Genomic DNA, 26,375 nt, shown 5'->3' on the forward strand with positions numbered 1-26,375 from the left:
GTCAGCGGCCCAGCGGGCGGCGGGGGAGCGGCGAGGAGTAGACGATGCTCGTGGTCACCGAGCCCAGCGAGCCGATCTTGCCCGAGACCTCCTCCAGGTGCCGCATCGAACGGGCGGCGACCTTGATGACGAAACAGTCGTCACCGGTGACGTGGTGCGCCTCCAGGATCTCCGGCGTCACCTCGACGAGGTCGTGGAAGGGCTTGTAGTTCCCGTTCGGGTACCGCAGCCGCACGAACGCCAGGATGGGCAGCCCCAGCCGCTCCGGGTCGACCACCGCGGAGTACCCCTGGATCACCCCCGCCTCCTCCAGCCGACGCACCCGCTCGGTCACCGCGCTCGGGGACATGGAGACGGCACGGGCGAGCTCGGCGAAGCTGGCCCGGCCCTCCCGCTGGAGGACATCGAGAATGCGCCAGTCGGTGGCGTCCGGGGAAAACGCGGTCATGCCCGAGAGATAGCAGGGGAATCACCGGCCGATCAAGCCGAAGGCCGGGGATCGACAGTTCTGAATCATGATCACCGGCCGTAGATTTCTGGTCGTGGAGCCACACCACGAGAACCGCCAGGGAAAGGCCAGAGCATGAGCACCAGCACCGCCGTCGTCAACCCCGTCCTGCGGGTCGCCCCCGCGGCTCCGGCCGAGGCCGCCGCCTACTTCCGTGCGAGCCTCGTCTTCCATGCCGACGTGTCCGACGTCGCCGCCGCCCTCGCCCTCGACGGCGACCCCGGCTTCGTCGTCCTCGACTCCCGTTCCACCGAGGCCTGGGACCAGGGACACATCCCGGGCGCCGTCCACCTGCCGACCGCGCTCATCCCCGAGCAGGCCGAGCAGCTCCTCGACAAGAACGTGCCGGTCGTGACGTACTGCTGGGGCCCGGGCTGTAACGGCGCCACCCGCTCGGCCCTCGCCCTCGCCGAACTCGGCTACCAGGTCAAGGAGATGCTCGGCGGCTTCGAGTACTGGGCGCGCGAGGGCTTCGCGTTCGAGACCTGGGAGGGCGCGGAGCGCCGGGACGCTGACCCGCTGACGGCGCCGGTGGGCGCGGAGAACTGCGGGTGCTGAGCCTGGTGCTGCGCCGCAGGGTCATGCTGGTGCGCCTGGCGTTACGCCGTGGGTCCGTGCTGCTGAACCGGAGGCTCCGCGAGCCGGCGCGATAGCTGAATCCGATGTTCCGCTTTTTGGTATCCGCCGACGCGCGCTGTCATGCACGCGGTAGATTCCGCGCCATGGTGCGATACGCGGAGCCGGGCGCGGCGGAATGGGTCGAGTCGGGCGGCGGGCCGCTGATAGCGGTGCCCGAGACGGTGCTTCCGTTCTGGGCGGGCGCCGACGGCGACGAACTGGCCTCGGACTACGACCGGGCCTGCGAGGTGGACGGATACGTCGGCCTGCTGCCCGTCGGGGACAGCGCCGCGCTCGTGCTCGGCGACGAGCCCGCCTCCACCACGTATCTGCCGGACCACGGCATCTTCGTACGGTGGTCCGCGGGGGAGTCCGAGGAGCGGCTGCTGGCCGAGGTGCCGACGGCGCTCGACACCGCCGTGTGGGGGCCCGAGGTCGCCTGGAACGTGCCGGGACCGGTGCTGCTGTTCGACGCCGCGTGGCCCGGGAACGACTCGCTGCGCACCGATCATGTGTGGATCGCCCTGGACCCCGGCCGTTACGCGGTGCGTGCGGCGCATGTGCGGCCCGGTCCGGAGACGTGGCTGGGACTCGTACAACTGAGGCCGCTGGCGCACGAATAATCACGTGCGCCACAGAAGCGCCCTGACCATCATGGTCGCCCATGCCCCGACTTCCGCACCCCGCACCCGAATCGCTCCGCCGTGACCCGCTGCCCCTGCGTGGTCGCACCGCCCTGGTCACCGGCGCCAGCAGACGCGGCGGCATCGGGCACGCGGTGGCCCGTCGGCTCGCCGCGTACGGGGCGAGCGTCTATCTGCACCACCATGTGCCGCACGACGCCGCCCAGCCGTGGGGCGCCGACCGTCCCGAGGACGTGCTCGCCTCCGTGCGCGCGGCACAAGGCGATCCACAGGCCCGGATCGCGGCGGGGCCGGGCGACCTGTCCGACCCGGCCGCCCCCGCCGAACTGATCGACACCGCGGTCTCCGCGCTCGGCGGCCGCCTCGACATCCTGATCGCCAACCACGCCCTCAGCGGCAGTGACGGCACCCTCGACGAGATCGACGCGACCATGCTCGACGCGCACTGGGCGGTCGACACCCGCTCGGTGCTGCTGCTCGTGCAGGCCTACGCCCGCCGCCGCTCGGACACCCCGGGGGGCCGGATCGTGATGATGACCTCCGGCCAGGACATCGCCGGCGGGATGCCGGGCGAGATCGCCTACGCCCTCCAGAAGGGCGCCCTGGCCTCCGTCACCCGCTCGCTCTCGACCACGCTCGCCGAGCAGGCGATCACGGTGAACACCGTCAACCCCGGCCCCGTGGACACCGATTACCTCACCGGCGAGGCGTACGAGGCCGTCGCGGCCCGCTTCCCCGCCGGCCGCTGGGGCATGCCGGACGACCCCGCCCGCCTCATCGCCTGGCTGGCGACGGACGAGGCGGGCTGGGTCACCGGGCAGGTGATCGACTCGGAGGGCGGATTCCGGCGCTGACTCAGAGCGCGGAGAGCTCGTCCACCAGGTCGTCGAGGCCGAGGGAGCCCTGCGAGAGCGCCGCCATGTGCCACGCCTTGAGGTCGAAGGCGTCGCCGTGGCGGCTCCGCGCGTTCTCCCGGCCCAGCAGCCAGGCCCGCTCGCCCAGCTTGTAGCCGATCGCCTGCCCCGGGATCGTCAGATAGCGGGTCAGCTCGCTCTCCACGAAGTCCGCCGGACGGCTGCTGTGCGCCCCGAAGAACTCCTGCGCCAGATCCGGCGTCCACCGCTCGCCCGGGTGGAACGGCGAGTCGGCCGGGATCTCCAGCTCCAGATGCATGCCGATGTCCACGATGACCCGCGCGGCCCGCATCATCTGCGCGTCGAGATAGCCGAGCCGCTGCTCGGCGTCCGTGAGGAACCCGAGCTCGTCCATCAGCCGCTCCGCGTACAGCGCCCAGCCCTCGGCGTTGGCACTGACGATGCCGACCGTGGCCTGGTAGCGGGAGAGGCTGTCGGCGACGTGCACCCACTGCGCGAGCTGGAGGTGATGGCCCGGGACGCCCTCGTGGTACCAGGTCGACACCAGGTCGTACGCCGGGAAGCGGGTCTGGCCCATCGTCGGCAGCCAGGTGCGGCCCGGGCGGGAGAAGTCCTCCGACGGGGGCGTGTAGTACGGGGCCGCCGCGCCGCCGGGCGGCGCGATGCAGGACTCCACCTTCCGTACCCGCTCGGCGAGTTCGAAGTGGGTGCCGTCCAGTGAGTCCATCGCCTGGCTCATCAGACCCTGGAGCCAGTCCCGGACCTCGTCGACGCCCTCGATGTGCTTGCCGTGCTCGTCGAGGTGCGCGAGCGCCACCCACGGCGTCTCGGCGCCGGGGAGGATCTTCTCGGCCTCCTTCCTCATCTCGGCGAGGAGGCGGTGGTACTCGGACCAGCCGTACGCGTACGCCTCGTCCAGGTCGAGGTCCGTGCCGTTGAAGTAACGCGACCAGTGGGCGTAGCGCTCACGGCCCACCGTGTTCGGCGCGCCCTCGATCGCCGGCACGTACACGTCCCGCATCCAGTCCCGCAGCTCGGCGACGGAGGCGGTCGCGGCGCGGGCGGCCTCGTCGAGATCGGCGCGCAGGGCCTCGGGACCGTCCGCCGCGAAGTCCTCGAACCAGCCGCGCCCCTCACCTGTGTCCGCCCACTCGGTGAGCTGCTCGACGAAGGTGGCCGTGGGGCGGGGGGACGCGTACAGCTTTCGCTCCAGACCGAGCGCGAGGGACTCGCGGTACCCGGCGTACGCGGCCGGCACGGCCCGCAGCCGCTCGGCGATCGCCGCCCACTCCTCCTCGGTCCCGGCCGGCGTCACGGTGAACACCTCGCGCACCGAGTGCGCCGCCGTCGCCATGTTGCCGACCGAGCGCAGCCCTTCGTCCGCCTGGTGCACGGCGAGCTCCGCGGTGAGCCGCTCGCGCAGCAGCCGGGCGCAGCGGCGCTCGATGTCACTGTCCGCACCGGGCTGCCGCTCGGCCTCGTCGAGCGTGGCGAGCGTGGCCCGCTGCAATCGCGCGAGCGCCTCCTGGCCCGCCGGTGACGTGTCGGGCAGCCTGCTCGAACTCTCCTTCACGCCGAGGTACGTACCGGTGATCGGATCGAGGGCGATGAGGTCGTCGACGTAGGTGTCGGCGACCTCACGGGGCAGCGGGCTCTTGGTCTCTGACATGCGGTCCATCCTCATACGAGGGGGCCGCGCACGTCACGCGGATTGAGCCGAGGGCGTAGGCGGCAGGAGCGGTCCGCAGTCCCATTGCTGGAAGATCAGACGCGTCTCCACCCGGGCCACTTCACGATGGGCGGTGAACTCGTCCAGGACCAGCCGCTGCAGGTCCGTCATGTCCGCGACCGCGACATGGACCAGATAGTCGTCCGGGCCGGTCAGATGGAAGACGGTCCGCGACTCCGGAAGCGCCCGGATGCGCTCCACGAACGGCCCCACCAACTCCCGCCGATGCGGCCTGACCTGCACGGACAGCAGTGCTTCCAGGCCGCGCCCCAGCTTCGTCGGGTCCAGCCGCAGCTGATGGCCGAGGATCACGCCGGCGCGCCGCAGCCGGGTCACCCGGTCCAGACAGGTCGACGCCGCGACCCCCACCTGGGCGGCGAGGTCGCGATAGGTGGTCCGGGCGTCGTTCTGCAGCAGCCGCAGAAGATGAAGGTCCACCGGATCCAGTACGACAGATTCGGCCATTGGCCGAACGTAACACGGCGTTCGCATCCCCTACCCCGGTCGGTGTTCACTCTTGCCCGCATGGAGACGACGCCTGCGCCCATGAGAGCCCTGGCCACCGAAGCCGTTCACGCCGGCCGCGACGACCTCGCCCGGCAGGGACTGCACGCCCCGCCCATCGACCTGTCGACCACCTACCCCTCGTACGACAGCCGAGGCGAGGCCGCCCGTATCGACGCCTTCGCCACCACCGGCGCCGACCCGGAGGGCCCGCCCGTCTACGGCCGTCTGGGCAACCCGACCGTCGCCCGCTTCGAGACGGCCCTGGCCCGTCTGGAGGGCACCGAGTCCGCCGTGGCCTTCGCCAGCGGCATGGCCGCGCTGAGCGCGGTCCTTCTCGTACGGGCCTCCCTCGGCCTGCGCCATGTCGTCGCCGTCCGCCCCCTGTACGGATGCAGCGACCACCTGCTCACCGCCGGACTCCTCGGCTCCGAGGTGACCTGGACCGACCCGGCGGGCATCGCGGACGCGCTGCGACCCGACACCGGCCTGGTCATGGTGGAGTCCCCGGCGAACCCCACCCTGGCCGAGGTGGACCTGCGGGCGGTGGCCCATGCCTGCGGCTCGGTCCCGCTGCTCGCGGACAACACCTTCGCCACGCCCGTGCTCCAGCGCCCTGTGGAGCAGGGCGCACGGCTGGTGCTGCACAGCGCCACCAAGTACCTCGGCGGGCACGGTGACGTGATGGCGGGGGTGGTGGCCTGCGACGAGGAGTTCGCCGGACGGCTGCGGCAGGTCCGCTTCGCCACGGGCGGCGTACTGCACCCCCTGGCCGGATATCTGCTGCTGCGCGGCCTCTCCACCCTGCCGGTCCGCGTCCGCGCCGCCTCCGCCAACGCCGCCGAACTGGCCCGCCGCCTCGCCGCCGACCCCCGGATCGCCCGTGTCCACTACCCGCGCATCGGCGGCGCGATGATCGCCTTCGAGGTCCACGGCGACCCGCACGAGGTGATCGCGGGCGTTCGCCTGATCACCCCGGCGGTGAGCCTGGGCAGCGTGGACACACTGATCCAGCACCCGGCGTCCATCAGCCACCGCATCGTGAACGAGGGCGACCGACGGAACGCCGGGGTGAGTGACGGCCTGCTGCGCATGTCGGTGGGCCTGGAGGACGTAGAGGACTTGTGGGCGGATCTGGACAACGCGCTCGGCAGCACGTCGCCCAGGGGCGCGGGGAACTGCGCGACCAGCCACCACGTACCCGCAGTCGCCAGCGCCCCCTGATCCGTTACAGCGCTTCCGCGTTCGTCACGCCGGCCATACCCTCCGCCGGCGCGGCGACCCCGTCCAGCCGTGCAGTGATCACCAGGGTCCCCTCCTCGATCTGATAGTCGAGGGGGAGACCCAGCCCCCGCATCGCCGCGACCATCCCCGTGTTGGACGCCTGCGTCACGGCGTACACACTTTCGCACCCGGCCTCCAGGGCCATCCCCACCAACCTGCGGAGCAACTCCGCACCGATACCGCGGCGCTGCCACTCGTCCTCGACGAGCAGCGCGACCTCCGTCTCGTCCCCGTCCCAGAGCAGATGGCCCAGCCCGACCAGCCGGCCCGACGTCGTCTGAACGGCGACGGTCCGCCCGAAGCGCGGACTGAGCAGGTGGTTCAGGTACCGGTCCGCGTCGCCCACCGGCCCGTGATAGCGCAGCGACAACGTCCGCTGCGAGCAGCGCTCGTGCATCGCCTTCGCCGCGTCCAGGTCGCCGACGTCGGCCCGGCGCACGGTGATGTCGTTGCCCTCGGGCAGCGTCAGTACGTCCTCGCTGCGCGGCACCCGGGGGCCGAGCACCGCGTCCAGCTCCACCAGGGCCCGCGCCCGCGCGAACTCGGTCGGGGTGAAGGGCAGATAGGGCCGCTCCACGGTGATCACTCCGCCTTCCGGCGCCCGCAGCCGCATCACGGTCTCCTCGAGCGCGCCCTCGGTGGACAGGGTCTCGGGCCCCGGACCCGCGGGCGACTGCCGGATCGTGCACCGGCCCAGCAACTGCCGCAGCGTCAGCGGCAGTTCCGCCGCGTCCAGCGCGGTGCGGGTCGCGAGGCCGAGGACCCGGGTCGGTGCGTCGACCAGGTCATGGGCGTCGGCCCGCTCGATCCAGGTACCGGCACCGCCGGCCAGCGAGACCGCCCGCGTGATGGCGGACGCCTCCAGCGCACCGGGCGCCCGCAGCAGGAACTCGTCCACCGTGCCCTCGGCCAGCGGATGCGTCTGCAGGCTGAGGATGTCGACCCGGTGGCCGGCGAGTGCCGTGCACAGCGCGGCCAGCGACCCCGGCTCGTCCTTCACCGTCGTCCGCATCCGCCACAGCGTGCTGGCCCCGGCCTCGGCCGGCGACTGCTCGGACGGCCCGGCCTGCTCCGGGGAGAGCGGCCGGGCGTCGATATCGGTGCCGCCGATCGGCGGTGCGTGACCGTGGTGTCGTGCCCACCATGTGTGGAACGCCGCCGTGGCGACCAGAGCGACCGCCGAGATCAACAGCAGCGCCGGACCGTCGGGGCCGTGCCCGACCAGATTCGCGACGGCGTCCGCCACCGCGACCGCCGTGAAGAGTGCGGCGAGTTCGATGACGTCCCGCCGCCAGTGGTGGACCGGACGGCCATGCCTCGCACGCGTCACATCAGACATTTCTCGTTTCATACAGCCACTGTGAAGGAACGGTGTTGCGTGATCACGAACGCTTTGTGACCGGGCGGTAAAGACTGGATCTGCACCATTTGTGGTTGTTCTTACGTTTGCATTGAGGTGGACGGTGCAGGGCGGCGACCGTCAAGCGGCCACCTCCGGAGCCAGCGCACCGTGCAACCGCCGGGCCTGCGTCACCAGTCGGGACGAGCCGCGCCGGTCCGCGACCCGTGTCAGATGCGGCAGCTCGCCCCGCGCCCCGGACCGCTCGGCGCACTCCGCGGCCACGGCGAGCAGTTCACCCAGGCCCCGGACCTTCGCGGCCTGTCCGTCCGGACCGCCGGTGGCGAGGTCGGCGAGCAGCACGGGCAGGGTGTGCCGCAGCAGCCCCCAGATGGTGGCGTTCGCCCCGGTCGCCGCCGCCGCACGCACCGACTCAGCCAGCCGCAGCGGCTTCACGGCCCCGCGTCGCACCAGCTGTCCGAGGTCCGCGCCCAGCAACGCCACATCGAGCTGTCCCCGCGCCGCGAGCACCAGCAGGGCGTCCACGGCCGCGAGTCGATCCTCCTCGTGCCGGGCCCCGAGCCCGTAGGCCAGGCACAGATGCACGGCGTCGCCCGCCTCGCCGCCGGACTCGGCGAGCAGCGGAAGTACGGCGGCGGCTCCCCGGGCGTCGTCCACGGCGACGGTCGAGACGTCGCGCAGGACGCGGGCCGCGATGAGTTCGCGGCGCTCGGGGAGGAGAGCGAGCCAGTGCTGACGAGCGGTGCCGTCCCAGTGGTAGCAGTGCCAGCGGTCCCCGTACACACTCACCGGCCGGCCCAGATGACGGAACTCGCGGCCGAAGTCCTCCTGCAACTCAGGGAGTTCACCGAGCTCCACCACCAGGCGCGCTCCCGCGGTCCGCCGCCGGTACGTGGGCAGCGCCGGTGGCCCTGAGGCGAGCCATCGGGCCAGGCGCTTCCCCTCCGGTGTGCCGAGCGCCGCCGCCTTCTCGGCCGCCGCCGCGGACGCCGCCTTGTCCGTGCGGCGCACGCGGAGCAGCGCCTGGTCGAAGTCCGCTGCCGACACCCGCGCACCGAGGCGCCGGTACTCGTCGAGGCGGGCCACCAGCTCGTCGGGCTCCAGCAGCCCCGTGGTCCAGGTGGGTGTGGACAGCAGGAACGGCAGCGGATCGGTGGCGAGCCGGTACGCGACCTCCGCGACGCGGGCGTCGAAGGCCTGTGCCAGCGGGCTGTGTACGCAGGCGTGCGCCGACGTTCCGTGCTGGACCGCGCTGTGGAGCGAGTCGGTACGCACCCTGCCCAGCAGCGTCGCCAGCACCACCTCGAGGGAGGACAGACGGCCACCGAAGGCGTACTGCCGCTCCTGCTCGGGCTCGCCGACGACCCACCACAGGCGCGCCACCACCGGACCGAGCGCCTCGATCAGGGAGTCCCGGTCCTGGTGGGCACGGCGCACGAGCCCGTCCAGGGTGCGCTCGAACGTCGCCACATCCCCGCCGGACGCCAGCAACGCCCCCACCTCCTCGGCGAGTTCGGCGGCCGACCCGGGCACGGGCGCCAGACGCACCGGCTCCGGGGCCGGTGGCAGCACCTCCTCGTGCACCACGGTCTGCGATGCCGCCGGTGCCGCACCCAGCACACCGACCGCCCGGGCGCGCAACGCCGGGATCAACTGGTCCGCCGCGACGCCCAGTTCGTCCCGCACCCCGGCGCCGGCCTTCCCGGCATGCCGCTCGACCAGCTTCAGTGCCCGCTCCTGCACATCCGAGTCCTCGTGGCCGAACGCGTGGGCGGCGGCCGGCAGCAGCTCGTCGACCGTGCCGGCGTCCCGTGCGAGCACCTTGCCCAACAAGGCGAGCTGGGCCCGTACCAGCTTCTTCTCCGTACGGAACAGCACGGCGGCCGACATCTCGGCAAGCCGGCGCACGGGCAGGTCGCCGTCCAGGGCCAGGGAGCCCAGCACCGACTGTGCGTGCGAGGCCACCGTCGACGCGGCGTCCGAGGCGAGGGCCAGCCAGTCCGCCGTCCGTTCGCGCTCTTCGTCGCGCGTGAGGTCCAGTGTCTTGAGGAGGCGGAGGAACAGCCGGTGATCGGCGGGCCGACCGCCCCGCAGGAGCCGGGCGACACACGCGTCGACCATCGTCCGACGGCCGAGCGCCCCCTCGGCCGTGAGTCCGGCCAGGGCCCCGGTCCAGCTGTTCGGCCCGTCGCCAGACAACCACCCCAGCAGGGAGCCCATGTCGTCCGTCTCGAACACGGCGGCCACCAGCTCCGCGAGATGCGGCTCCCGGCGCAGCCGGTCCTGCACGGTGCCCTCACGAGGCCAGGTGGTGCCGATGTGGAGCAGCCAACCCCGGACGTACGCGTCCGTCGTCGGCACCGGACAGCCCGAGAGACGCACCAGGCCGGACATCAGCTCGTACGACACGTCGGCACCGGCCGGACGCTGTGCCAGCCGGTGCGCCACGTCCGCCAGCCATGCGGGATCACGGTCGCCCAGCACATCGAGCAGCACCGTCGGCTGCGCCTGCCACCAGCTCATGTCGGAGGCCCCGAGCCAGCTCGCCACCGCCGCCGCACCGGTCTGGCAGGCCGCGCCCGCCACGTGCAGGGCGGGGTGCGCGCGCCGCGCGGCCGCGCCCCAGCGATCCGCCCGCAGCTCCTTGCGCAGCTCCTTCAACGCGGGGAAGACCGCCTGCCGTTCCGTGTCCGTCATACCGTCCAGCAGACCCAGCACCTCGGCCGTCCGCCCGCCCCGCACCGCATCGATGAGCTCGCTCATCGCACACCCCCGTCGACCCGAACCGTCTTCTGCTCCACCGCGGCACCCCGCCGCGTCATGCGCACCGCCAGCGCGTGCTTGCACGGACCGCGCCCACCCCGGTACTTCGCCCACCACAGGCAACTGCAGCTGAGCACCCCCGCCTCGTCCCGCACCCGGTGCACATGTCCGTCCTCGGCCGTGACCGTGCCGCCCGTGCCGTCCAGGGCGACCGCGCCCGCCGCCACCAGGGCCCGGGCCGACCGCAGCCGCGGGTTGTGGCGCTCGACGCGCCCGGCGTCGTAGGGCAGCTCCCGGTGGAAGTAGGCCGCCTCCGCCGTGTCGTACCCGACGCGGCCCGAGGTGCCCAGGCGGACCAGTGCCGCCCGGACCCGCTCCGCGGTGAGGCCCGCCGCGGCGGCGAGGTCGGCGACGTCGACGCGGGGTTCCCATGCCAGGAGCACCGAGATCAGCTCGGCGTCCTCCGCGGCCTCGTCGGTCGCGAGCGCGTCGAGGACACCGCCTTCGCCGGAGAACCCGCGTGAGGCGTCGGGCGACAGCGTCAGGGTGAGCCGCATGCCCGGCAGGACGGCCTCCCAGGCGCCGGCCGTGGCCGCGCTGCCGGAGCGCGGGGCGACCGCCGGGCCGTACACCCGCAGGGCCGTCGCGTGCCGCAGCACCCGCTGGAGCGCGCCCAGCCGCTCCGGCCCCGGCAGGCACACCGCACCCGGCACCGCGCGGGTGGTCGGCCGCAGCGTGCCGCCCGCCGGCACCACCCAACGCGGGGCGCCCCGTCCTCCGCCGCGAGGCAGCGCCCGCAGGAACCGCACGGCCTCGGCGGCGGGCACCTCGGCCCGCAGGTCGAAGCCGGCCGCGATCACCTGGGCCTCCGCGAAGCCGCGCAGCCAGCGGTCGGGGAGCGGCACCTTCTTCTCCACGACCGGGCCGTCGAGCGTGGTCACGGCCAGTTCCTCGGGGCCGACCCGCAGATGGAGCGGGTCGTCCGCGCCGATCCGCGAGAGCGCCTCGCGCAGCGGGTTGTTGACGTCGACGTTCGTGGTGCCGTGTCCCACCTCGCCGCCGTCCAGGCCGGGCGCCAGCACGTCGAGGCGGGCGTAGACCCCGCCGCAGCCGGAGAAGGACTCGAAACGCAGCCGGTCGCCGTTGCCCGTCACCACCGGGTCCAGCGAGGCGCGCAGCTGCGGCTGGAAGTAGCGTGCGGCCGCGACGTCGGCCACCGCGAGCAGTCCGGCGGAAGCCACCTGAGGGGACGTCAGGAAGCCCGCGAAGAACCGCGGATGGTCCTCGGCGCCCGAGGGCGTCGCACCTCGTGAGGTCTCCAGCCCCAGGCGCTGTGAGCCCGCTGCGGACTCCAGTACGGAGGGTCGGCGATAGGCCACGGCCTGCAGAGATCGCGTCATGGAAAAACCGTAGGGGCGACCACTGACAATCGGCCCTGACCTGCGAAAACGCCCTGAGTGAGCGGGAGTTCGCAGGACCAGCGGCAGGGCGAAAGCGCAGGCCGCGCACCGGGGGATGACGCCGGGACGCGGCCCGCCTATGAGCGTACGGGAGTCACTGGCCCACACGGCCAGGCTGGAGCACCTGTGTGAACAGCACGGTGCCGTCCGACTCCCGCAGCCGGACCGTCAGCTCCCCGCTGCCGCCGTCGATGTCGACCTCGCCGAAGAACTGGTAGCCGCCGGCGGGGGAGACGTTCGCGGTCGGCGGTGCCTTGACGAACACCCGCTCCGGGCCGAAGGTGCCGTCCAGCGTGTTGGCCTGGAAGGCGCCGGCGTTGAGCGGGCCCGACACGAACTCCCAGAACGGTTCGAAGTCGGTGAAGGCGGCCCGGGACGGCTGGTAGTGCTGGGCCGAGGTGTAGTGGACGTCGGCGGTCAGCCACACCGTGCCGGTGATCCGCCGGTGCTTGATGAACCGCAGCAGCTCCGCGATCTGCAGCTCACGCCCGAGCGGGGCACCCGGGTCGCCCTGGGCGACGGCTTCGATGTGGGGTTTGCCGTCCGTGCCGTCCGGCACGACCAGTCCGAGCGGCATGTCCGAGGCGATCACCTTCCACACGGCCCGGGAGCGGGCCAGTTCCCGCTTGAGCCAGGCCAGCTGCTCGGCGCCGAGGATGCCCTGCGGGTCGGTGCTCTGGTCGTCCGGCGAGTTGGCGTTGCGGTAGGTGCGCATGTCCAGCACGAACACGTCGAGGAGCGGGCCGTGGTGGACCACCCGGTAGACCCGGCCGTCGGGGCGGCGCAGGGTCGAGATCGGGAAGTACTCGGAGAACGCCTGGCGGGCGCGCGCGGCCAGCACGTCGATGTTCTTCTCGGTGTAGCGGGAGTCGGCGAGGATCTCGCCGGGGAACCAGTTGTTGGTCACCTCGTGGTCGTCCCACTGGACGATCGAGGGGACCTGGGCGTTGAACCGCCGGAGGTTGTCGTCGAGCAGGTTGTAGCGGAAGTTGCCGCGGAACTCGGCCAGCGTCTCGGCGACCTTGGACTTCTCCTCGGTGGTGACATTGCGCCAGGTGCTGCCGTCGGGCAGGGTGACGGACGCCGCGAGCGGGCCGTCGGCGTAGATGTTGTCGCCGCTGCAGACGAAGAAGTCGGGGTCCAGGGCGGCCATCGCGTCGTAGATCCGGTATCCGCCGAGGTCCGGGTTGATGCCCCAGCCCTGCCCGGCCAGGTCGCCCGACCAGACGAAACGCACGCCGTCGCGCCTTCTGGCCGAGGCCGTGCGGAACGTGCCGGCGACCGGCTCGCCGGTACGGCGCGGGTCGTCGGGGTCGGCCAGCCGTACGCGGTAGTGGATCTGTTCGCCGGGCGGGAGGCCGTGCAGCCGGGTCGTGCCGGTGAAGTCGGTGTCGGCGCCGAGCAGTGGGCCGTGCCATCGGCGCGGGTTGCGGAACGACTCGGTCGCGGACGTCTCGACGATCATGCGCGCCGGACGGTCGGACCGCACCCACACGAGCCCCGAGTCCGAGGTCACGTCGCCCGTCTGCACACCCCACCCCGCCTCGGGGCGCCCGGACCGGGCGAACGCCGGTGCCGAACCGGCGGCGGGCAGGGCCAGGGCCGCCGACGCGACCAGGGAGCCGCGCAGGACGGTGCGGCGGTCGGGGAGCGGACGATGTGACATGGATGCGCCTCCAAGGACGGGATCCGGCCAGTGTGCGATGCCACAACTACTCGTGCGCCGCAGCGCACACGCAAACCACAAGTGAACAACTGACCGCGGGCGTAAGGGAACCGGTGTGCGATTCGCGGCCGCGGTGAGGTACGGCGTCCCTCACCCGGAGCCCGTCTCGGCCATCAGCCGTACGCCCGAACGGATCCGCGCGGGGGACAGATGCGCGTATCCGACCACGAGCCGGGTCTCCGCCGAGCCCTCGGCGCGCGCGTGCGTGCAGTCCGACAACGGACGGACCGCCACCCCGGCCGCGGCAACGCGCGCGAGGAAGCGCTCCTCGGGCCCGTAGCGCTCCGGCAGCGTGGCGATGACGTGCAGCCCCGCGGCGATCCCGGACACCCTCGCGCCGGGGAAGTACTCCTCCAGAGCGGCTACGAGTGCGTCGCGCCGCTCGCGGTAGGCGCGCTGGCAGCGGCGCAGCTGACGGTCGTAGTCGCCGCGCTCCACGAAGCGGGCGAACAGCGCCTGGTCGAGGGCGGGATGGCCGAGGTCCATGGTCCGTTTGCGTTCGATCACCTCGTCGGCGAGCGACTCCGGTACGAGCAGCCAGCCCAGCCGCAGCCCCGGGGCGAGGGACTTGCTGACGGAGCCCGCGTACGCCACGCGGTCGGGATCGAGACCCTGGAGCGCGCCGACCGGGGCACGGTCGTAGCGGAAGTCGCCGTCGTAGTCGTCCTCCAGGACGAACCCGTCCACGGACCGCGCCCAGTCGAGCAGTTCGGCACGGCGGCGCGCGGAGTACGCGATCCCGGTGGGGTACTGGTGGGCGGGTGTGGTCACGACGGCCCGCACGCCCGAATCCCGCAGGGGTTCGAGGGCCAGCCCGTCCTCGTCCAGCGGCACGGGCACCGTGGTGACGCCCGCCGCGGCGTACAGGCCGTCGTGCTGCGGACTGCCGGGGTCCTCCACGCCCACCTCGCGCAGCCCGCGCGCGTGGAGGGCGAAGCCGAGCAGGGTCGACGCCTGGGCCACCCCGGACACCACCACGATCCGCTCCGGGTCGGCCACCACGCCACGGCGGCGGGCGAGGAGTTCGGCCAGGGCGGTGCGCAGCCGGGGCAGTCCGCGCGGATCGGGATAGCCGAGCTCGTGGTGCGGCAGCTCCGCCAGCACCCCGCGCTGTGCCGCGGCCCAGGCGGCGCGCGGGAACAGGGACAGGTCGGGCGTGCCGGGCACGAAGTCCGCGCGGGCGCCGGGGGGACGCGGCGCGAGATCACGCGCGCGTGGCTCGGCGGAACGCACGGCACCGCCCACCCAGGTCCCCGCCCCCCGCCCGCTGCGCAGATACCCCTCGGCCGTCAGCTGCTCGTACGCCTCCGTCACGAGCCCGCGCGACACACCGAGGTCACCGGCCAGGTCCCGGCTCGACGGCAACCGGGTCCCCGGCGGGAGCTTCCCCGACCGGACCGCCTCCCGCAGGGCCGCCTGCAGCGAACGTCCACGCGTGCGTGCGGGCGCGGAGCCGAGGGGGAGCAACAACTCCCAGGCAGCGGAGCCGGCCCGATCATCCGAGGCGAGCGCCGCCCTCCGATCGCCGGACGCGGAGCCTGCCCGCGACGCCGGCGCGGACGTCCCCCGATTGCCCGACGCGGTGCCGGTCCCGTCCTCCGACGCGGACGCCCTCCGACCGCCGGGCGCGGAGCCGCTCCGATCCTCCGGCGCCGAGCCTGCCCCCTCGCCCGACGTCCTGGCGCGCTTCCGATTGGTCTCCGATGACGTCATGGGAATGGACCTTAATGCGGGCCACCCCGCTCCCTAGCGTCGTTCCCATGAACGCCACCACCACCCGCGGAACGCTCCTCGCCGCGCTCGCCTGCGTCCTCGTCGGCGCGTCCTTCACCGCCAACAGCGTGCTGGGCGACTACCCGTACGCGGGCGGCCAGTTCCTGCGTTACGGCCTCGCCTGCCTGCTGCTCGTGCCGCTGGTGGGGCGCGGCGCGGCGGCCCGGCTGCGGATGCTCGCGCCCGGCCGCTGGGCCCGTCTCGCGCTGCTCGCGGCCGTCGGCATGGTCGGCTTCAACATGGCCGTCATCGCGGCGGAACGGACGGCCGAGCCCGCCGTCCCCGGTGTCCTCGTCGGCTGCGCGCCGGTCGTGGTGGCCGTTGTCGTCCCCCTCCTGGACGGCCGCCGTCCCCAACGTGCCGTCCTGTACGGGGCGTTGCTCGTGGCCCTGGGTGCATTCACGGTCCAGGGCTGGGGGCGGACGGACGGCGTGGGCCTGGCGTTCTCCGTGTGCGCGCTGGCCGGAGAGGTCGGTTTCGCGGTTCTCGCCGTGCCCGTGCTGCGGCCTTTGGGGCCACGGCTGCTGTCGGCGACGGTGTGCGGGATCGCCGCGCTCGAGTCCCTGGCGATCGGACTGGTCGTGGACGGCACGGCGTGGCTGCGCCCGCCCGACCGGACCGAGGCCGCCGCGCTGCTGTGGCAGGCGGCGGTCGTCACGGTCGTCGGGTTCGTGTGCTGGTACATGGGCATGCAGCGGATCGGCGCGGAGCGCGCCACGCTGTTCTCCGGTCTCATCCCGGTCGCCGCCGCCTGCACCGCCCCGCTCGTCGGAACGGGCTCCTACGGCGTGGCCCAGGCCGTCGGGAGCGCCGTCGTCGGTGCCGGAGTCGCCCTCGGGTCCCGTGCGTCGAAGAGGTCAGCGGCTGCCGTCGAGGATCACCCGCGCGACGAGCGCCGGGTCGTCGTTCATCGGGCAGTGGCCGCAGCCGGGCAGCCGCACGAGGCGGGCCTTGGGGATGATCTGCTTGGCGCGGACCCCCTGCCGGCGCAGGAGCAGACGGTCCTTGCTGCCCCAGGCCACGGTGACCGGAACACCGGGGATGTCGTCGACGAACTGCACGGAGCCGCCCGCGCGGAGGGTCTCGGTGAACCCGGTCGCGTTCACCAGCGCGAGCGTCTCGGCGACGACGGCCTCCGGTGAACGCCGGGCCGGGCGGGCGTAGATGGTGCTGGTGAGCGCGGTGCGGCCGGCCGCCGAGCGGGACAGCCGCTCGACCATCGGCCGCGGCATCCGCAGGGCTATGCCGCGCATCGTGAGCAGCACGGCGAAGGCGTAACGCCGCTCCGCCTCCGACCAGAACCCCGCGGGGGAGAGGGCGGTGACGGACCGTACGAGCTTCTCCCGGCCGAGTTCCAGGGCGAGCAGGCCGCCGAGCGAGTTGCCCGCGACATGCGGCCGGTCGAGCTCCAACGCCTCGCAGAAGGCGCCGAACACGGCGGTCGTGGTGGCGAGGTCGTAGGTCAGTCCGTCCGGCAGCCCCGGGGACGCCCCGAAGCCGGGCAGGTCCACGGCGATGACCTCGCGCTCGGTCGCCAGGATGTCCACGACCGGGTCCCAGGCCTGCCGGTGGTGGCCGATGCCGTGCAGCAGGAGCAGCGGTTCGCCGCTGCCCACGCGCGTGTGGTCGACGGTCACGGTCCGCGGGCCGTGCGGGGAAGGGACCTTGAACGAGACAGTGGCGGCCATGTACGTGTGCTCCTCGTCTGGGACTCGCAGCCGGACGGCGTGTAGACAGCTTGTCAGCAATTGCTACCGGCGGGTAGCCCCTTCGTGTGGCACGTGCCGGACTCGCCTGGACAGCACGCGGGACGTCGGCTGGGATGGTGTCGTGAGCACCGACACCGTGACCGACGTATTCGAAGAGCACCGCCCCGTCCTGGTGGGCGTCGCCTACCGCATGCTGGGCCGGGTGGCCGACGCGGAGGACGTCGTCCAGGAGGCCTGGCTGCGCTGGTCCGGCGCGGACCGCAGCGAGGTGCGCGAACCGCGCGGCTATCTGGTGCGTGTCACGACCCGCCTGGCCATCGACCGGCTGCGCCAGGTCAAGGCGCGCAACGAGGCGTACGTCGGCCCGTGGCTGCCGGAGCCGTACGTCACGGACTTCGGGGACCTGGTCCCGGACACCGCGGAGCGCGCCGTCCTCGCCGACTCGGTCTCCCTCGCCGTCCTTGTCGTCATGGAGTCCCTGTCGCCGCTGGAGCGGGCGGTGTTCGTGCTGAGGGAGGCCTTCGGCTACCCGTACGCGGAGATCGCGACCATGCTCGACCGCGGTGAAGCGGCCGTGCGCCAGCTCTCCGGGCGGGCCCGCAAGCACGTCGAGGAACGACGGCCCCGCTACGACGTCGACCCCGCCCAGCGCCGGGATCTCACCGAGCGCTTCCTCGCCGCCGCCGCGGAGGGCGACCTCCAGGGGCTCATGTCGATGCTGGCGCCCGACGTCCGCCTCGTCGGCGACAGCGGCGGCAAGTCCAGGGCGCCGCTGCGCGTCATCGAGACGGCGGACAAGGTGGGCCGTTTCCTCGTCGGCGCCGCACGCAAGGGTGTCCCGGACATGTCCTTCCGCTTCCTGGAGCTCAACGGCGGTCCCGCGTTGCTGCTCCTGTCGGGCGACAAGCCCGACTCGGTCTTCCAACTGGACGTCGTCGACGGCCGGATCCAGTCGGTCTACGTCGTACGCAACCCCGACAAACTGCAGTCGCTCACCGCGTAGTGAACCGCAGCGCCAAGCCCCCGTCCGCGACGGGGGCTTCGTCGTCATCGGGCATTGGTCTTGACCAAGGGTGGGGGCCGCCCTATGGTCGCAGAGAAGTGAAACAACCTTTAATAAACAAGGGCGCTAAAAAGCCGCCGGACCACGGCGATTGCGGAGGACAGGGTGGGGACCACGCAGCTGGAAACGGTGCCGGAACCGAAATACTGGCACCTCAAGACCGTGCTCACTGAGGCGCTGGACTCCGAGTTCTCGGTGGGCGAGATCCTGCCCAACGAGCGTGACCTCGCCGCCCGGTTCGGCGTCGCGCGCGCCACGCTCCGCCAGGCCCTGGAGCAGCTCGAGCTGGAAGGCCGGCTGCAGCGCCGCCGCGGTGTCGGTACGACCGTCGCCCCGCCCCGCGTGGGTGTCGCCGTCGGCACGGAACACCATGTCTGGCCGGGCACGGCCACCGCCACGGACGACTGGCAGCCCGTCGACAGCACCCTGGAGGTCCCGTCGGCAGCCGTCGCCGGGGCACTGGAAACCGGCCACGACGAACCCGTGCACATCGTCCGCCGCTCCCGTATGACGCACGGTCAGCCCGTCGCCGCGGAACTGCTCTACATCCCGCAGTCCTCGGTGCCCGACCTCTCCGCCATAGACGCCCCGTCCGGTGCGGCCCGCGCGCGTGCCGTACTGCGCGAGCTCCAGCGCCTGGGTCTTGAGGGGCAGGACAGCGCCGTGGAACTGGGCTCGGCCCGCGCCGACGACGCCAAGCAGCTGGACCGGCTGCCCGGGGCACCCGTCCTGGTGGTGACGACCCGCTTCTTCTCGCAGGGCCGCACCGCCGCGCTGTCCGTCGCCACCTACCGCGCCGACACCTGCCGGCTGACCTTCGGCGACTCCGGCGGCGTGGAGATCCACGAGGACCCGGAGCGCCGGGCGTCCTGACCGCCGTAGCGCCCGACGCCTCGCGCCCCGGAGCGACTCCGGGGCGCGAGGCGTTTCGACGACAGCCGGCCGGAGCGCCCTGAAGGAGCGCCGGGCAGTGATCGATATGTGGCTCCGCCGCGCCGACGCGACCGGCCACGAAGGCGCCGCGGACGGACGACCGCAGCTCCCGGCACCCCGCGCGGAGCGCTCAGCGCCGCGCCGTCACCGTGCCCTCCACCGCGAAGAGCTGTTCCTCCACATGGTCCAGCGCCAGCCGCAGCGCCCCCGTCGCCACGGCGGCCTCGCCGAGGAGCGACAGGGTCACCTTCGGCGGCCGCAGACAGTAGCGCGCCAACTCCAGCCGCAGCGGCTCCAGTACGTCGACGATTCCCGTCGCCCAGCCGCCGATGACGACCAGCTCGGGGTCGAGGGCGAGGGACAGGGCGGCCACGTCGTGGACGAGCCGCTGGATGAAACGGTCGACGGCCGCCCGGGCCCGCTGGTCGCCCTCGCGTGCCTGCGCGAAGACCTCGGCGACGGCCTGCTCGTCGAGCGGGTGCAGCGGCTCGTCCGTGGTGGACAGCAGCTTCTCCGGCGTGACCTCGCGGCCGAGCAGATGCAGCGCGCCGATCTCGCCCGCCGCCCCGCCGTACCCCCGGTGCAGGCGCCCGCCGATCAACGCCCCCGCGCCCGGACTCAGCCCCGCCAGCACGAACACGACGTCGTCGGACTCGGTGGCGGCACCCTTCCAGTGCTCGGCGACCGCCGCGGCGTTGGCGTCGTTCTCCACCAGGACCGGGCACTTGAAGGAACGGCTCAGCCGCTCACCGAGACGCAGCCCCGTCCACTGGGGCAGCGCGGCGCACAGCCGCACGGTGCCGTCCGCCTCGACGATCCCGGGCGAGGCGGCCCCCACCGCCCGCAGCGACTCGCGCGCGACGCCGGCCCGGCGCAGCAGGTCGGCCACCGCGGTGCGCAGCCGCTCCAGGCGCTCGTCGGCCGACGCCGTCTCGGAGACGTCCTTGGCGACGGCGCCGAGCACCCGGCCGTCCAGGTCCGACAGGAGCGCGGCGACCCGGTGCGGCCCGATGTCGAGGCCCAGCAGATGCCCGGCCTCGGCCCGGAACCTGAACCGCCGCGCGGGCCGCCCCTGCCGTCGTACGACACTCTCGTCGGCCGCCTTCTCGACGACGTACCCCGCCTCGATGAGCCCCTCGACCACGCCCTCGACGGTCGGCCGGGACAGCCCGGTCACCCGCGTGATCTCGGTCAGCGTCGCGCAGTCCGTGGCACGCAGCGCGTGCAGCACCACCGCGGAATTGATCCTTCGCAGCAGCGAGGGATCCCCGCCGGTCAGCCGCCCCAACGTCCGTCCTCCCAGCTCGTGCGCGTGTTGGCCGGATCGTACTCGTAGGGACGGAGCCGGGCGAGTGCGGGGACCCGGGAGATCGTGTGCCGGTCCCGGTCAGCCGGGCGCCACGAACCCCGACTCGTACGCCGCGATCACGGCCTGCGTGCGATCGCGCGCCCCGAGCTTCGCCAGTACGCCGCTGACGTGGGACTTGACCGTCTCCGTCCCGACGATCAGCCGCTCGGCGATCTCCGCGTTGGACAGCCCGCGGGCCATCAGCCGCAGCACCTCGGCCTCCCGCTCGGTCAGCTGGGCCCGCTCCATCGCCGCCCGGGCCGCACGATTCCCGCCCTCCTCGCCGTACTCGGCGGCGAGCTGCCGCACCGACGCCGGGAACAGCAGCGACTCGCCCTCGGCGACCAGCCGCACCGCGTGCACGATCTCGGCCGGCCGGGCCCGCTTCAGCAGGAACCCGTCGGCCCCGGCCCGCAGCGCCTCGTACACGTACTCGTCGTTCTCGAACGTCGTCACCACCAGGATCTTCGGCGGCTTGTCGATCGTCCGCAGCACCGCGCGCGTGGCCTCGATCCCGTCCAGCAGCGGCATCCGTACGTCCATGGCGACCACGTCGGGCCGCAATCGCCGCACCAGCGGGATCACCGCGGCCCCGTCCGCCGCCTCCCCGACGACCTCGATGTCGGGCTGCGCCTCCAACACGGCCCGCAGACCCGCGCGTACGAGGGGTTCGTCGTCGACGAGGAGAACGGTGACCGGCATCCGGCCAGCGTAGATCAGCGCAGCGGCAGCTCCACCCGCACCTGCCAGTCACCCCGGTCGGGGCCGGTGTGCGCGCTGCCGCCCAGCAGGGCCGCGCGCTCGCGGATGCCGCGCAGACCGCTGCCCCGGCCCGGGCCGGGTATGTCGGCCGACAGTGGATTGCGGACCTCCAGGGCGAGGCTGTCCGCCACGACCGCGATGCGCACCCGGACGGGGACGGCCCCCGCGTGCCGCAGCACGTTGGTCAGCGACTCCTGGAGGATGCGGTACCCCTCGCGGGAGACCGGTCCGGGCAGCGTGTCGACGGGCCCGGTCACCTCGGCGTCGACCTTCGCGCCGGAGGCGCGGGCGGACTCCAGCAGCCGGTCGCAGTCCGTCAGCGTCGGCCGGCCGCTGACCGGCCGCTCGGACTCGCGCAGGACCCCGAGGACCCGTTCCAGATCCTCCAGGGCCGCCCGGCCGGTCTCCTCGATGGCGCCCAGGGCACGGTCGGTGAAGGCGGGATCACCGGCCGCGCGGGCGGCGCCCGCCTGGACGACGGCCACGGTCAGCGCGTGGCCGATGGAGTCGTGGAGCTCGCGGGCGATGCGGGTGCGCTCCAGGAGCTGCTCGGTGCGTTCCTCCATGGCGGCCATGCGATCGGCCGGCGAGGGGCCGAGGAGACGGTGGGCGAGTGCGGTGATGAGCCGGCCCGGGCCGACCACCGTCGCCGCCAGTGTGATCAGTGTCGGGGGCACGAGCAGGACGTGCCACCAGGCGTGGCCGTGGAGCGGGGCCAGCAGGCCCTCCCCGGCGTCGCGGCCGAACGCCGACGCCACCAGGTCGACGGAGGCGATGAGCAGCTGGACGGCGAACACCGAGGTCACGCAGCCGATCAGCAGCCGCGCCTCCAGCCATACGACGACCCGCCCCCGGTCGCCCCAGGTGGCGGACGGCGTCACGACGATGTCGGTGCCCGCGCTGTCATGCCGGTGACCGGTCAGCAGCAGCCGTGCCTGCAGGCCCTCCACGGTGCGCATCGCGGGGACCAGCCCGACGGGCGCGAGGACCACGGCGGCCATCACCCAGGTCCACCACGCCTCCTGGACGAACAGCCACATGCTCGGCCACACGATCGCGATGAACAGATGCAGCAACCGTGTGTACGTCACCGCCCGGCCGAACGGGCGCAGCAAACGGACCATTGCGTCATCGTGCCAGCCGCCACTGACAGCGAGCCTCCCCCGCACGGGGGAGGCGATCTCCACCCGCGGGGGAGGCCCCGACCCCGCCCCACCGGCCAGGCTGCTCCCATGACCAGCATCGAAGTCCAGAACCTGACCAAGGAGTTCGGCACCCGACGAGCCGTGGACGACCTCACCTTCACCGTCCTCCCCGGCCGCGTCACCGGCTTCCTCGGCCCCAACGGAGCCGGAAAGTCCACCACCATGCGGCTCGTGCTCGGTCTCGACCGGCCGACGTCCGGCACCGCCACGATCGGCGGCCGCGCCTACCGAAGCCTCGGCGAACCGCTGCGCCATGTCGGCGCCCTGCTCGACGCGCAGGCCGCGCACGGCTCCCGCACCGGCCGCGACCACCTGCGCACACTGGCCGCGAGCAACCGCATCCCGGACCGCCGCGTCGACGAACTCCTGGAGGAGACCGGCCTCGCCCCGGTGGCCCGGCGCCGGGTGAAGACATACTCCCTGGGCATGCGCCAGCGGCTCGGCATCGCGGCCGCGCTGCTCGGCGACCCCGAGGTGGTCATGCTCGACGAGCCCTCCAACGGTCTGGACCCCGAAGGCATCATCTGGATCCGCGGGCTGCTGCGCCGGCTCGCGGGGGAGGGGCGCACCGTCCTGGTCTCCAGCCACCTCATGAACGAGACCGCGTCCTTCGCCGACCACCTCGTGGTCCTCGGCAGGGGCAGGCTCCTCGCCGACACCGCGATGCGCGGGTTCATCCACGCACGCGTGCGGCCGCGGGTACGGATCCGCACCACGGACCCCACCGCCCTCAAGGCCGTCCTGGCCGAACACGGCCTCGACGGCGTCGAGCACGAGGACGGGCACTGGACCGTGCACCACGCGCGCGTGGACGACGTCGGCCGCCTCGCGTCCGCCGCGGGTATCCCGATCCTCGAACTGAGCGCGCAGGAGGGCACGTTGGAGCAGGCCTATCTGGATCTCACCGCCACCGAGGCCGAGTTCACCGCACAGCCGCAGGAGGCCTGACATGTCCTACGCGCCCGGTCTGCACGCCGAGTGGCTGAAGATCCGTACGCTGCGCTCGCTCCTCGGAGCGCTGGCGGCGCTGTTCGCGGCGACCACGGCGTTCTCCGCGCTCGCCGGTGTCTCCGAGACGTCCGACCCTGACTTCGACCCGCTGTTCACGGCGTTGTCCGGGGTCGCGCCCGGTCAGATCGCCGCGATCTCCTTCGGCGCCATGGCCGTGTCCTCGGAGTTCCACGGGGGTGCGCTGCGCCTCTCGCTCGCCGCGGTGCCGCGGCGCGGACGGTGGTACGCGGCCAAGCTGACCGCGATCGCCGTACCGGCCCTGGTCGTCGGGCAGCTCACCGCCCTCGCCGCGCTCCTGGTCGCGAAGGCGGGCCTGGGCGACGCGGCGAGCGGTCTGACCGCGGGTGAGCAGGCACGCGGTGTGGTGGGCTGCGGCCTCTACCTCATGCTGATGGCGCTGCTCGCGGCCGGCCTCACGGCCCTGCTGCGCAGCGGGGTGGGCGCGCTCTCCCTGCTGATCCCGTTCGTCCTCGTCGTCTCGTTCGTGATCGGGGACGCGGTGGGCGGCGCGACGGACTTCCTGCCGGACCGGGCGGGGCAGGTGGTCCTGTACGAGTCCTACGACGGCCGGTTGGGGCCGTGGGCGGGGCTGGGGGTGACCGCGCTGTGGACGGCGGCGGTACTGGTGGCGGGCGCGTGGAGCGTGCGGCACAGGGACGCCTGACGGCACGCCAGTTGTCAGTGGGACCCGGTTTACTGGATCACATGGACATCGCGAAGGACCTCGCCCTGATCGAGGCGCTGTGCGTCCGGGCCTTTCCCGCGGGGGACAGTGGCTACCACGCCGCGTGGTTAGGGCCCGGGGACTGGCCGGACGCGAGTGATTGCTACGCCTACGAGGCGGCTGTCGCCGAACGGTTGACGGACAGGTGGGGAGAGCCGTCGCGCTGGGGGACGGTCACCCTCCAGGAGCGCATCGCGCGGGGTGAGGTCATACCCGAGCCCTGGGCGGTGCTCGCCGCCCTGGCGGTCGACCTGCGTGCGTGGGACATACCCGGCGGCGACCGCCGGGCCGTCCTGGCGGTGGCCGACCGGAACGGGGAGGACCAGCCTCGACTCCGGGTGTTCGTCACCGACATCGACCCCCCGTGACCCGTCAGGCCTGCGCCGCCACCCGCAACCGCCCGAACTCCTCCGCCATCGTCGCCGTCGTCCAGTGCGCGTTCAGCCCGCTCGGATTCGGCAGCACCCACACACGCGTGTCCCCGAAGATCCGCTCCTGCGGGCCCACCCGGGCCTTCTTGTCGTCGAACGCCGCCCGGTACGCGGTGACGCCGACCACCGCCAGCCAGCGGGGCCGCAACCGCGCCACCTTGAGCGCCAGTTGCCGCCCGCCCTGGCGATACTCCTCCGCGCTCAGCTCGTCCGCCCGCGCGGTCGCCCGCGCCACGACGTTCGTGATGCCGAGCCCGTAGGACAGCAACTCCTCCTGCTCCGACGGCTTCATCAGACGAGGCGTGAACCCGGACAGGTGCAGGACCGGCCAGAAGCGGTTGCCGGGACGGGCGAAGTGATGGCCCGTGGCGGCGGTCATCAGACCCGGGTTGATCCCGCAGAACAGCACATGCAGACCGTCCGCGACGACGTCCGGTACCAGACGGTCGCGGGCGGCCTCCAGCTCCGCGGGGGTGAAGCGCGTCATGCCGTGCGCCGGATCAGAGGATCGCGCCGGGCGTGTAACCGGCGGCCTCCGGGTGCTGCTTCACGATCTCCTCGATCCGGCCGACGACCGCACCGACCTGGTCGGCCGCGGCGCCCGTGAAGGACAGCTTGTCGGCCATCAGCGCGTCCAGCTGCGCCCGGTCGAGCGGGATGCGCTCGTCCGCGGCCAGCTTGTCGAGGAGCTCGTTGCGCTCGGCGCCCTGCTCGCGCATCGCGAGCGCGGAGGCGACGGCGTTCTCCTTGATCGCCTCGTGCGCGACCTCACGGCCGACGCCGGCACGCACCGCGCCCATGAGCACCTTGGTGGTGGCGAGGAACGGCAGGTAGCGGTCCAGCTCGCGGGCGACGACCGCCGGGAAGGCGCCGAACTCGTCGAGGACCGTCAGGAACGTCTCCAGCAGACCGTCGAGCGCGAAGAACGCGTCCGGCAGCGCGACCCGGCGCACCACCGAGCAGGACACGTCGCCCTCGTTCCACTGGTCGCCCGCCAGTTCACCGGTCATGGAGGCGTAGCCGCGCAGGATGACCATGAGGCCGTTGACGCGCTCGCAGGACCGGGTGTTCATCTTGTGCGGCATCGCGGAGGAGCCGACCTGGCCCGGCTTGAAGCCCTCGGTCACCAGCTCGTGCCCGGCCATCAGCCGGACCGTCTTGGCCAGCGAGGACGGCGCCGCCGCCAGCTGCACCAGCGCGGTCACGACCTCGTAGTCCAGGGAGCGCGGGTAGACCTGGCCGACCGAGGTGAACGCCTGCGAGAAGCCCAGGTGCCGGGCGATCCGCTGCTCCAGGTCGGCCAGCTTCGCCGCGTCGCCGCCGAGCAGGTCGAGCATGTCCTGCGCGGTGCCGACCGGGCCCTTGATGCCGCGCAGCGGGTAGCGGCCGAGCAGCTCCTCGACCCGGCCGAGGGCGACGAGCAGCTCGTCGGCGGCCGTCGCGAACCGCTTGCCGAGGGTCGTAGCCTGCGCGGCGACGTTGTGCGAGCGGCCGGCCACGACCAGCTCGCCGTACTCGCCGGCCAGCTTGGCCAGACGCGCCAGGACGGCCACCGTACGGTCGCGCATCAGCTCCAGCGAGAGCCGGATCTGGAGCTGCTCGACGTTCTCGGTGAGGTCGCGCGAGGTCATGCCCTTGTGGACGTGCTCGTGCCCGGCGAGGTCGTTGAACTCCTCGATCCGCGCCTTCACGTCGTGCCGCGTGACCTTCTCGCGCTCGGCGATGGAGGCCAGGTCGACGGTGTCCAGGACACGCTCGTAGTCGGCGATCGCCTCGTCCGGCACCTCGATGCCGAGGTCCTTCTGGGCCCGCAGCACGGCGAGCCAGAGCTGCCGCTCCAGCTTCACCTTCTGCTCGGGCGACCAGAGCGTGGCGAGCTCGGCGGAGGCGTAGCGTCCGGCGAGGACGTTCGGGATGCGGGGCTTGGCGGGAGCGGAAGTCACGT

23 protein-coding genes and 1 pseudogene are annotated in these 26,375 nt (G+C 73.0%); 10 read left to right on the plus strand and 14 right to left on the minus strand.

The features are described from left to right. Position 1: 1 nt before the first annotated feature. Entirely contained in the window at positions 2 to 448 is a 447-nt protein-coding gene (locus tag ACIOHP_RS39205; RefSeq protein ID WP_361547581.1) for an Lrp/AsnC family transcriptional regulator, read from the minus strand. A gap of 135 nt (positions 449 to 583) precedes the next feature. Here ACIOHP_RS39205 and ACIOHP_RS39210 point away from each other — a divergent pair, with 135 nt between their 5' ends. From ACIOHP_RS39210 to ACIOHP_RS39220, 3 genes are all read left to right on the plus strand, one after another. Continuing rightward, positions 584 to 1,066, plus strand: coding sequence for a rhodanese-like domain-containing protein (locus ACIOHP_RS39210; RefSeq protein ID WP_401894963.1), 483 nt, complete (start codon positions 584 to 586; stop codon positions 1,064 to 1,066). 164 nt (positions 1,067 to 1,230) lie between these two features. Next, positions 1,231 to 1,749, plus strand: coding sequence for an immunity 21 family protein (locus tag ACIOHP_RS39215; RefSeq protein ID WP_361547587.1), 519 nt, complete (start codon positions 1,231 to 1,233; stop codon positions 1,747 to 1,749). A gap of 41 nt (positions 1,750 to 1,790) precedes the next feature. Beyond that, the gene (locus ACIOHP_RS39220) at positions 1,791 to 2,624 is read left to right on the plus strand and encodes an SDR family oxidoreductase (protein WP_401894966.1); all 834 of its coding nucleotides are present in this window, start codon (positions 1,791 to 1,793) and stop codon (positions 2,622 to 2,624) included. Between the two features lies 1 nt (position 2,625). On the opposite strand, the gene ACIOHP_RS39225 is transcribed toward ACIOHP_RS39220, so the two are convergent. Together ACIOHP_RS39225 and ACIOHP_RS39230 are read right to left on the minus strand one after the other, a co-directional pair. Continuing rightward, positions 2,626 to 4,314 (minus strand): DUF885 domain-containing protein, encoded by a 1,689-nt coding sequence (locus ACIOHP_RS39225; RefSeq protein ID WP_401894969.1) that lies wholly within the window; start codon positions 4,312 to 4,314, stop codon positions 2,626 to 2,628. Positions 4,315 to 4,347: 33 nt separating this feature from the next. After that, positions 4,348 to 4,839 carry an Lrp/AsnC family transcriptional regulator gene (locus tag ACIOHP_RS39230; protein WP_307033663.1) on the minus strand — a complete coding sequence of 164 codons (492 nt, stop codon included), beginning with the start codon at positions 4,837 to 4,839 and terminating at the stop codon, positions 4,348 to 4,350. A gap of 60 nt (positions 4,840 to 4,899) precedes the next feature. On the opposite strand from ACIOHP_RS39230, the gene ACIOHP_RS39235 reads away from it, so the two are divergent. Continuing rightward, the gene (locus ACIOHP_RS39235) at positions 4,900 to 6,102 is read left to right on the plus strand and encodes a trans-sulfuration enzyme family protein (RefSeq protein ID WP_401894973.1); all 1,203 of its coding nucleotides are present in this window, start codon (positions 4,900 to 4,902) and stop codon (positions 6,100 to 6,102) included. Between the two features lie 4 nt (positions 6,103 to 6,106). On the opposite strand, the gene ACIOHP_RS39240 is transcribed toward ACIOHP_RS39235, so the two are convergent. From ACIOHP_RS39240 to ACIOHP_RS39260, 5 genes are all read right to left on the minus strand, one after another. After that, positions 6,107 to 7,501, minus strand: coding sequence for a GNAT family N-acetyltransferase (locus ACIOHP_RS39240; RefSeq protein ID WP_361547598.1), 1,395 nt, complete (start codon positions 7,499 to 7,501; stop codon positions 6,107 to 6,109). A 141-nt stretch (positions 7,502 to 7,642) separates the two neighbouring features. After that, positions 7,643 to 10,285, minus strand: coding sequence for a DUF6493 family protein (locus tag ACIOHP_RS39245; RefSeq protein ID WP_401894975.1), 2,643 nt, complete (start codon positions 10,283 to 10,285; stop codon positions 7,643 to 7,645). Then, a complete protein-coding gene (locus ACIOHP_RS39250; RefSeq protein ID WP_401894977.1) occupies positions 10,282 to 11,685 on the minus strand; it encodes an SWIM zinc finger family protein in 1,404 nt (467 codons plus the stop codon). The genes ACIOHP_RS39245 and ACIOHP_RS39250 overlap by 4 nt, the downstream gene beginning before the upstream one ends. A 154-nt stretch (positions 11,686 to 11,839) precedes the next feature. Further along, positions 11,840 to 13,411 (minus strand): alkaline phosphatase D family protein, encoded by a 1,572-nt coding sequence (locus ACIOHP_RS39255; RefSeq protein ID WP_401894979.1) that lies wholly within the window; start codon positions 13,409 to 13,411, stop codon positions 11,840 to 11,842. Between the two features lie 150 nt (positions 13,412 to 13,561). Then, on the minus strand, positions 13,562 to 14,941 hold the full coding sequence (locus ACIOHP_RS39260) for a PLP-dependent aminotransferase family protein (RefSeq protein WP_401894981.1): 1,380 nt from the start codon (positions 14,939 to 14,941) through the stop codon (positions 13,562 to 13,564). A 290-nt stretch (positions 14,942 to 15,231) separates the two neighbouring features. On the opposite strand from ACIOHP_RS39260, the pseudogene ACIOHP_RS39265 reads away from it, so the two are divergent. Then, positions 15,232 to 16,020, plus strand: a pseudogene (locus tag ACIOHP_RS39265) (DMT family transporter); the annotation flags it as partial. 81 nt (positions 16,021 to 16,101) lie between these two features. On the opposite strand, the gene ACIOHP_RS39270 reads toward ACIOHP_RS39265, so the two are convergent. After that, positions 16,102 to 16,932: an alpha/beta fold hydrolase gene (locus ACIOHP_RS39270; RefSeq protein WP_361547610.1), complete on the minus strand. Its 831-nt coding sequence runs from the start codon at positions 16,930 to 16,932 to the stop codon at positions 16,102 to 16,104. Positions 16,933 to 17,074: 142 nt separating this feature from the next. On the opposite strand from ACIOHP_RS39270, the gene ACIOHP_RS39275 reads away from it, so the two are divergent. Together ACIOHP_RS39275 and ACIOHP_RS39280 are read left to right on the plus strand one after the other, a co-directional pair. Continuing rightward, the gene (locus ACIOHP_RS39275; protein WP_361547613.1) at positions 17,075 to 17,956 is read left to right on the plus strand and encodes an RNA polymerase sigma-70 factor; all 882 of its coding nucleotides are present in this window, start codon (positions 17,075 to 17,077) and stop codon (positions 17,954 to 17,956) included. Between the two features lie 165 nt (positions 17,957 to 18,121). Then, positions 18,122 to 18,889: a GntR family transcriptional regulator gene (locus tag ACIOHP_RS39280; RefSeq protein ID WP_401894983.1), complete on the plus strand. Its 768-nt coding sequence runs from the start codon at positions 18,122 to 18,124 to the stop codon at positions 18,887 to 18,889. 190 nt (positions 18,890 to 19,079) lie between these two features. Here the strand turns inward: ACIOHP_RS39280 and ACIOHP_RS39285 are convergent, their stop codons facing one another. From ACIOHP_RS39285 to ACIOHP_RS39295, 3 genes are all read right to left on the minus strand, one after another. Continuing rightward, a complete protein-coding gene (locus ACIOHP_RS39285) occupies positions 19,080 to 20,237 on the minus strand; it encodes an ROK family protein (protein WP_361547619.1) in 1,158 nt (385 codons plus the stop codon). A 99-nt stretch (positions 20,238 to 20,336) separates the two neighbouring features. Continuing rightward, entirely contained in the window at positions 20,337 to 20,999 is a 663-nt protein-coding gene (locus ACIOHP_RS39290; protein ID WP_361547622.1) for a response regulator transcription factor, read from the minus strand. Between the two features lie 14 nt (positions 21,000 to 21,013). Beyond that, entirely contained in the window at positions 21,014 to 22,183 is a 1,170-nt protein-coding gene (locus ACIOHP_RS39295) for a sensor histidine kinase (protein ID WP_401894986.1), read from the minus strand. 108 nt (positions 22,184 to 22,291) lie between these two features. Between ACIOHP_RS39295 and ACIOHP_RS39300 the strand changes: the two genes are divergently transcribed. From ACIOHP_RS39300 to ACIOHP_RS39310, 3 genes are read left to right on the plus strand one after another with little or no spacing between them, the layout of a single operon-like run. Next, complete coding sequence (locus tag ACIOHP_RS39300) at positions 22,292 to 23,212, plus strand: ABC transporter ATP-binding protein (protein ID WP_401894989.1); 921 nt, start codon at positions 22,292 to 22,294, stop codon at positions 23,210 to 23,212. Position 23,213: 1 nt separating this feature from the next. Beyond that, entirely contained in the window at positions 23,214 to 23,939 is a 726-nt protein-coding gene (locus ACIOHP_RS39305) for an ABC transporter permease (protein WP_401894991.1), read from the plus strand. 41 nt (positions 23,940 to 23,980) lie between these two features. Further along, on the plus strand, positions 23,981 to 24,367 hold the full coding sequence (locus tag ACIOHP_RS39310) for a hypothetical protein (protein ID WP_401894993.1): 387 nt from the start codon (positions 23,981 to 23,983) through the stop codon (positions 24,365 to 24,367). A gap of 4 nt (positions 24,368 to 24,371) precedes the next feature. On the opposite strand, the gene mug is transcribed toward ACIOHP_RS39310, so the two are convergent. Both mug and purB read right to left on the minus strand, forming a co-directional pair. After that, the gene (gene mug / locus ACIOHP_RS39315; RefSeq protein WP_401894996.1) at positions 24,372 to 24,917 is read right to left on the minus strand and encodes a G/U mismatch-specific DNA glycosylase; all 546 of its coding nucleotides are present in this window, start codon (positions 24,915 to 24,917) and stop codon (positions 24,372 to 24,374) included. A gap of 13 nt (positions 24,918 to 24,930) precedes the next feature. Then, positions 24,931 to 26,373 (minus strand): adenylosuccinate lyase, encoded by a 1,443-nt coding sequence (gene purB / locus ACIOHP_RS39320; protein ID WP_401894997.1) that lies wholly within the window; start codon positions 26,371 to 26,373, stop codon positions 24,931 to 24,933. Positions 26,374 to 26,375: the final 2 nt, after the last annotated feature.

Source organism: Streptomyces sp. NPDC087859, assembly GCF_044742595.1.
GTDB classification, from domain to species: Bacteria; Actinomycetota; Actinomycetes; order Streptomycetales; family Streptomycetaceae; genus Streptomyces; species Streptomyces canus_F.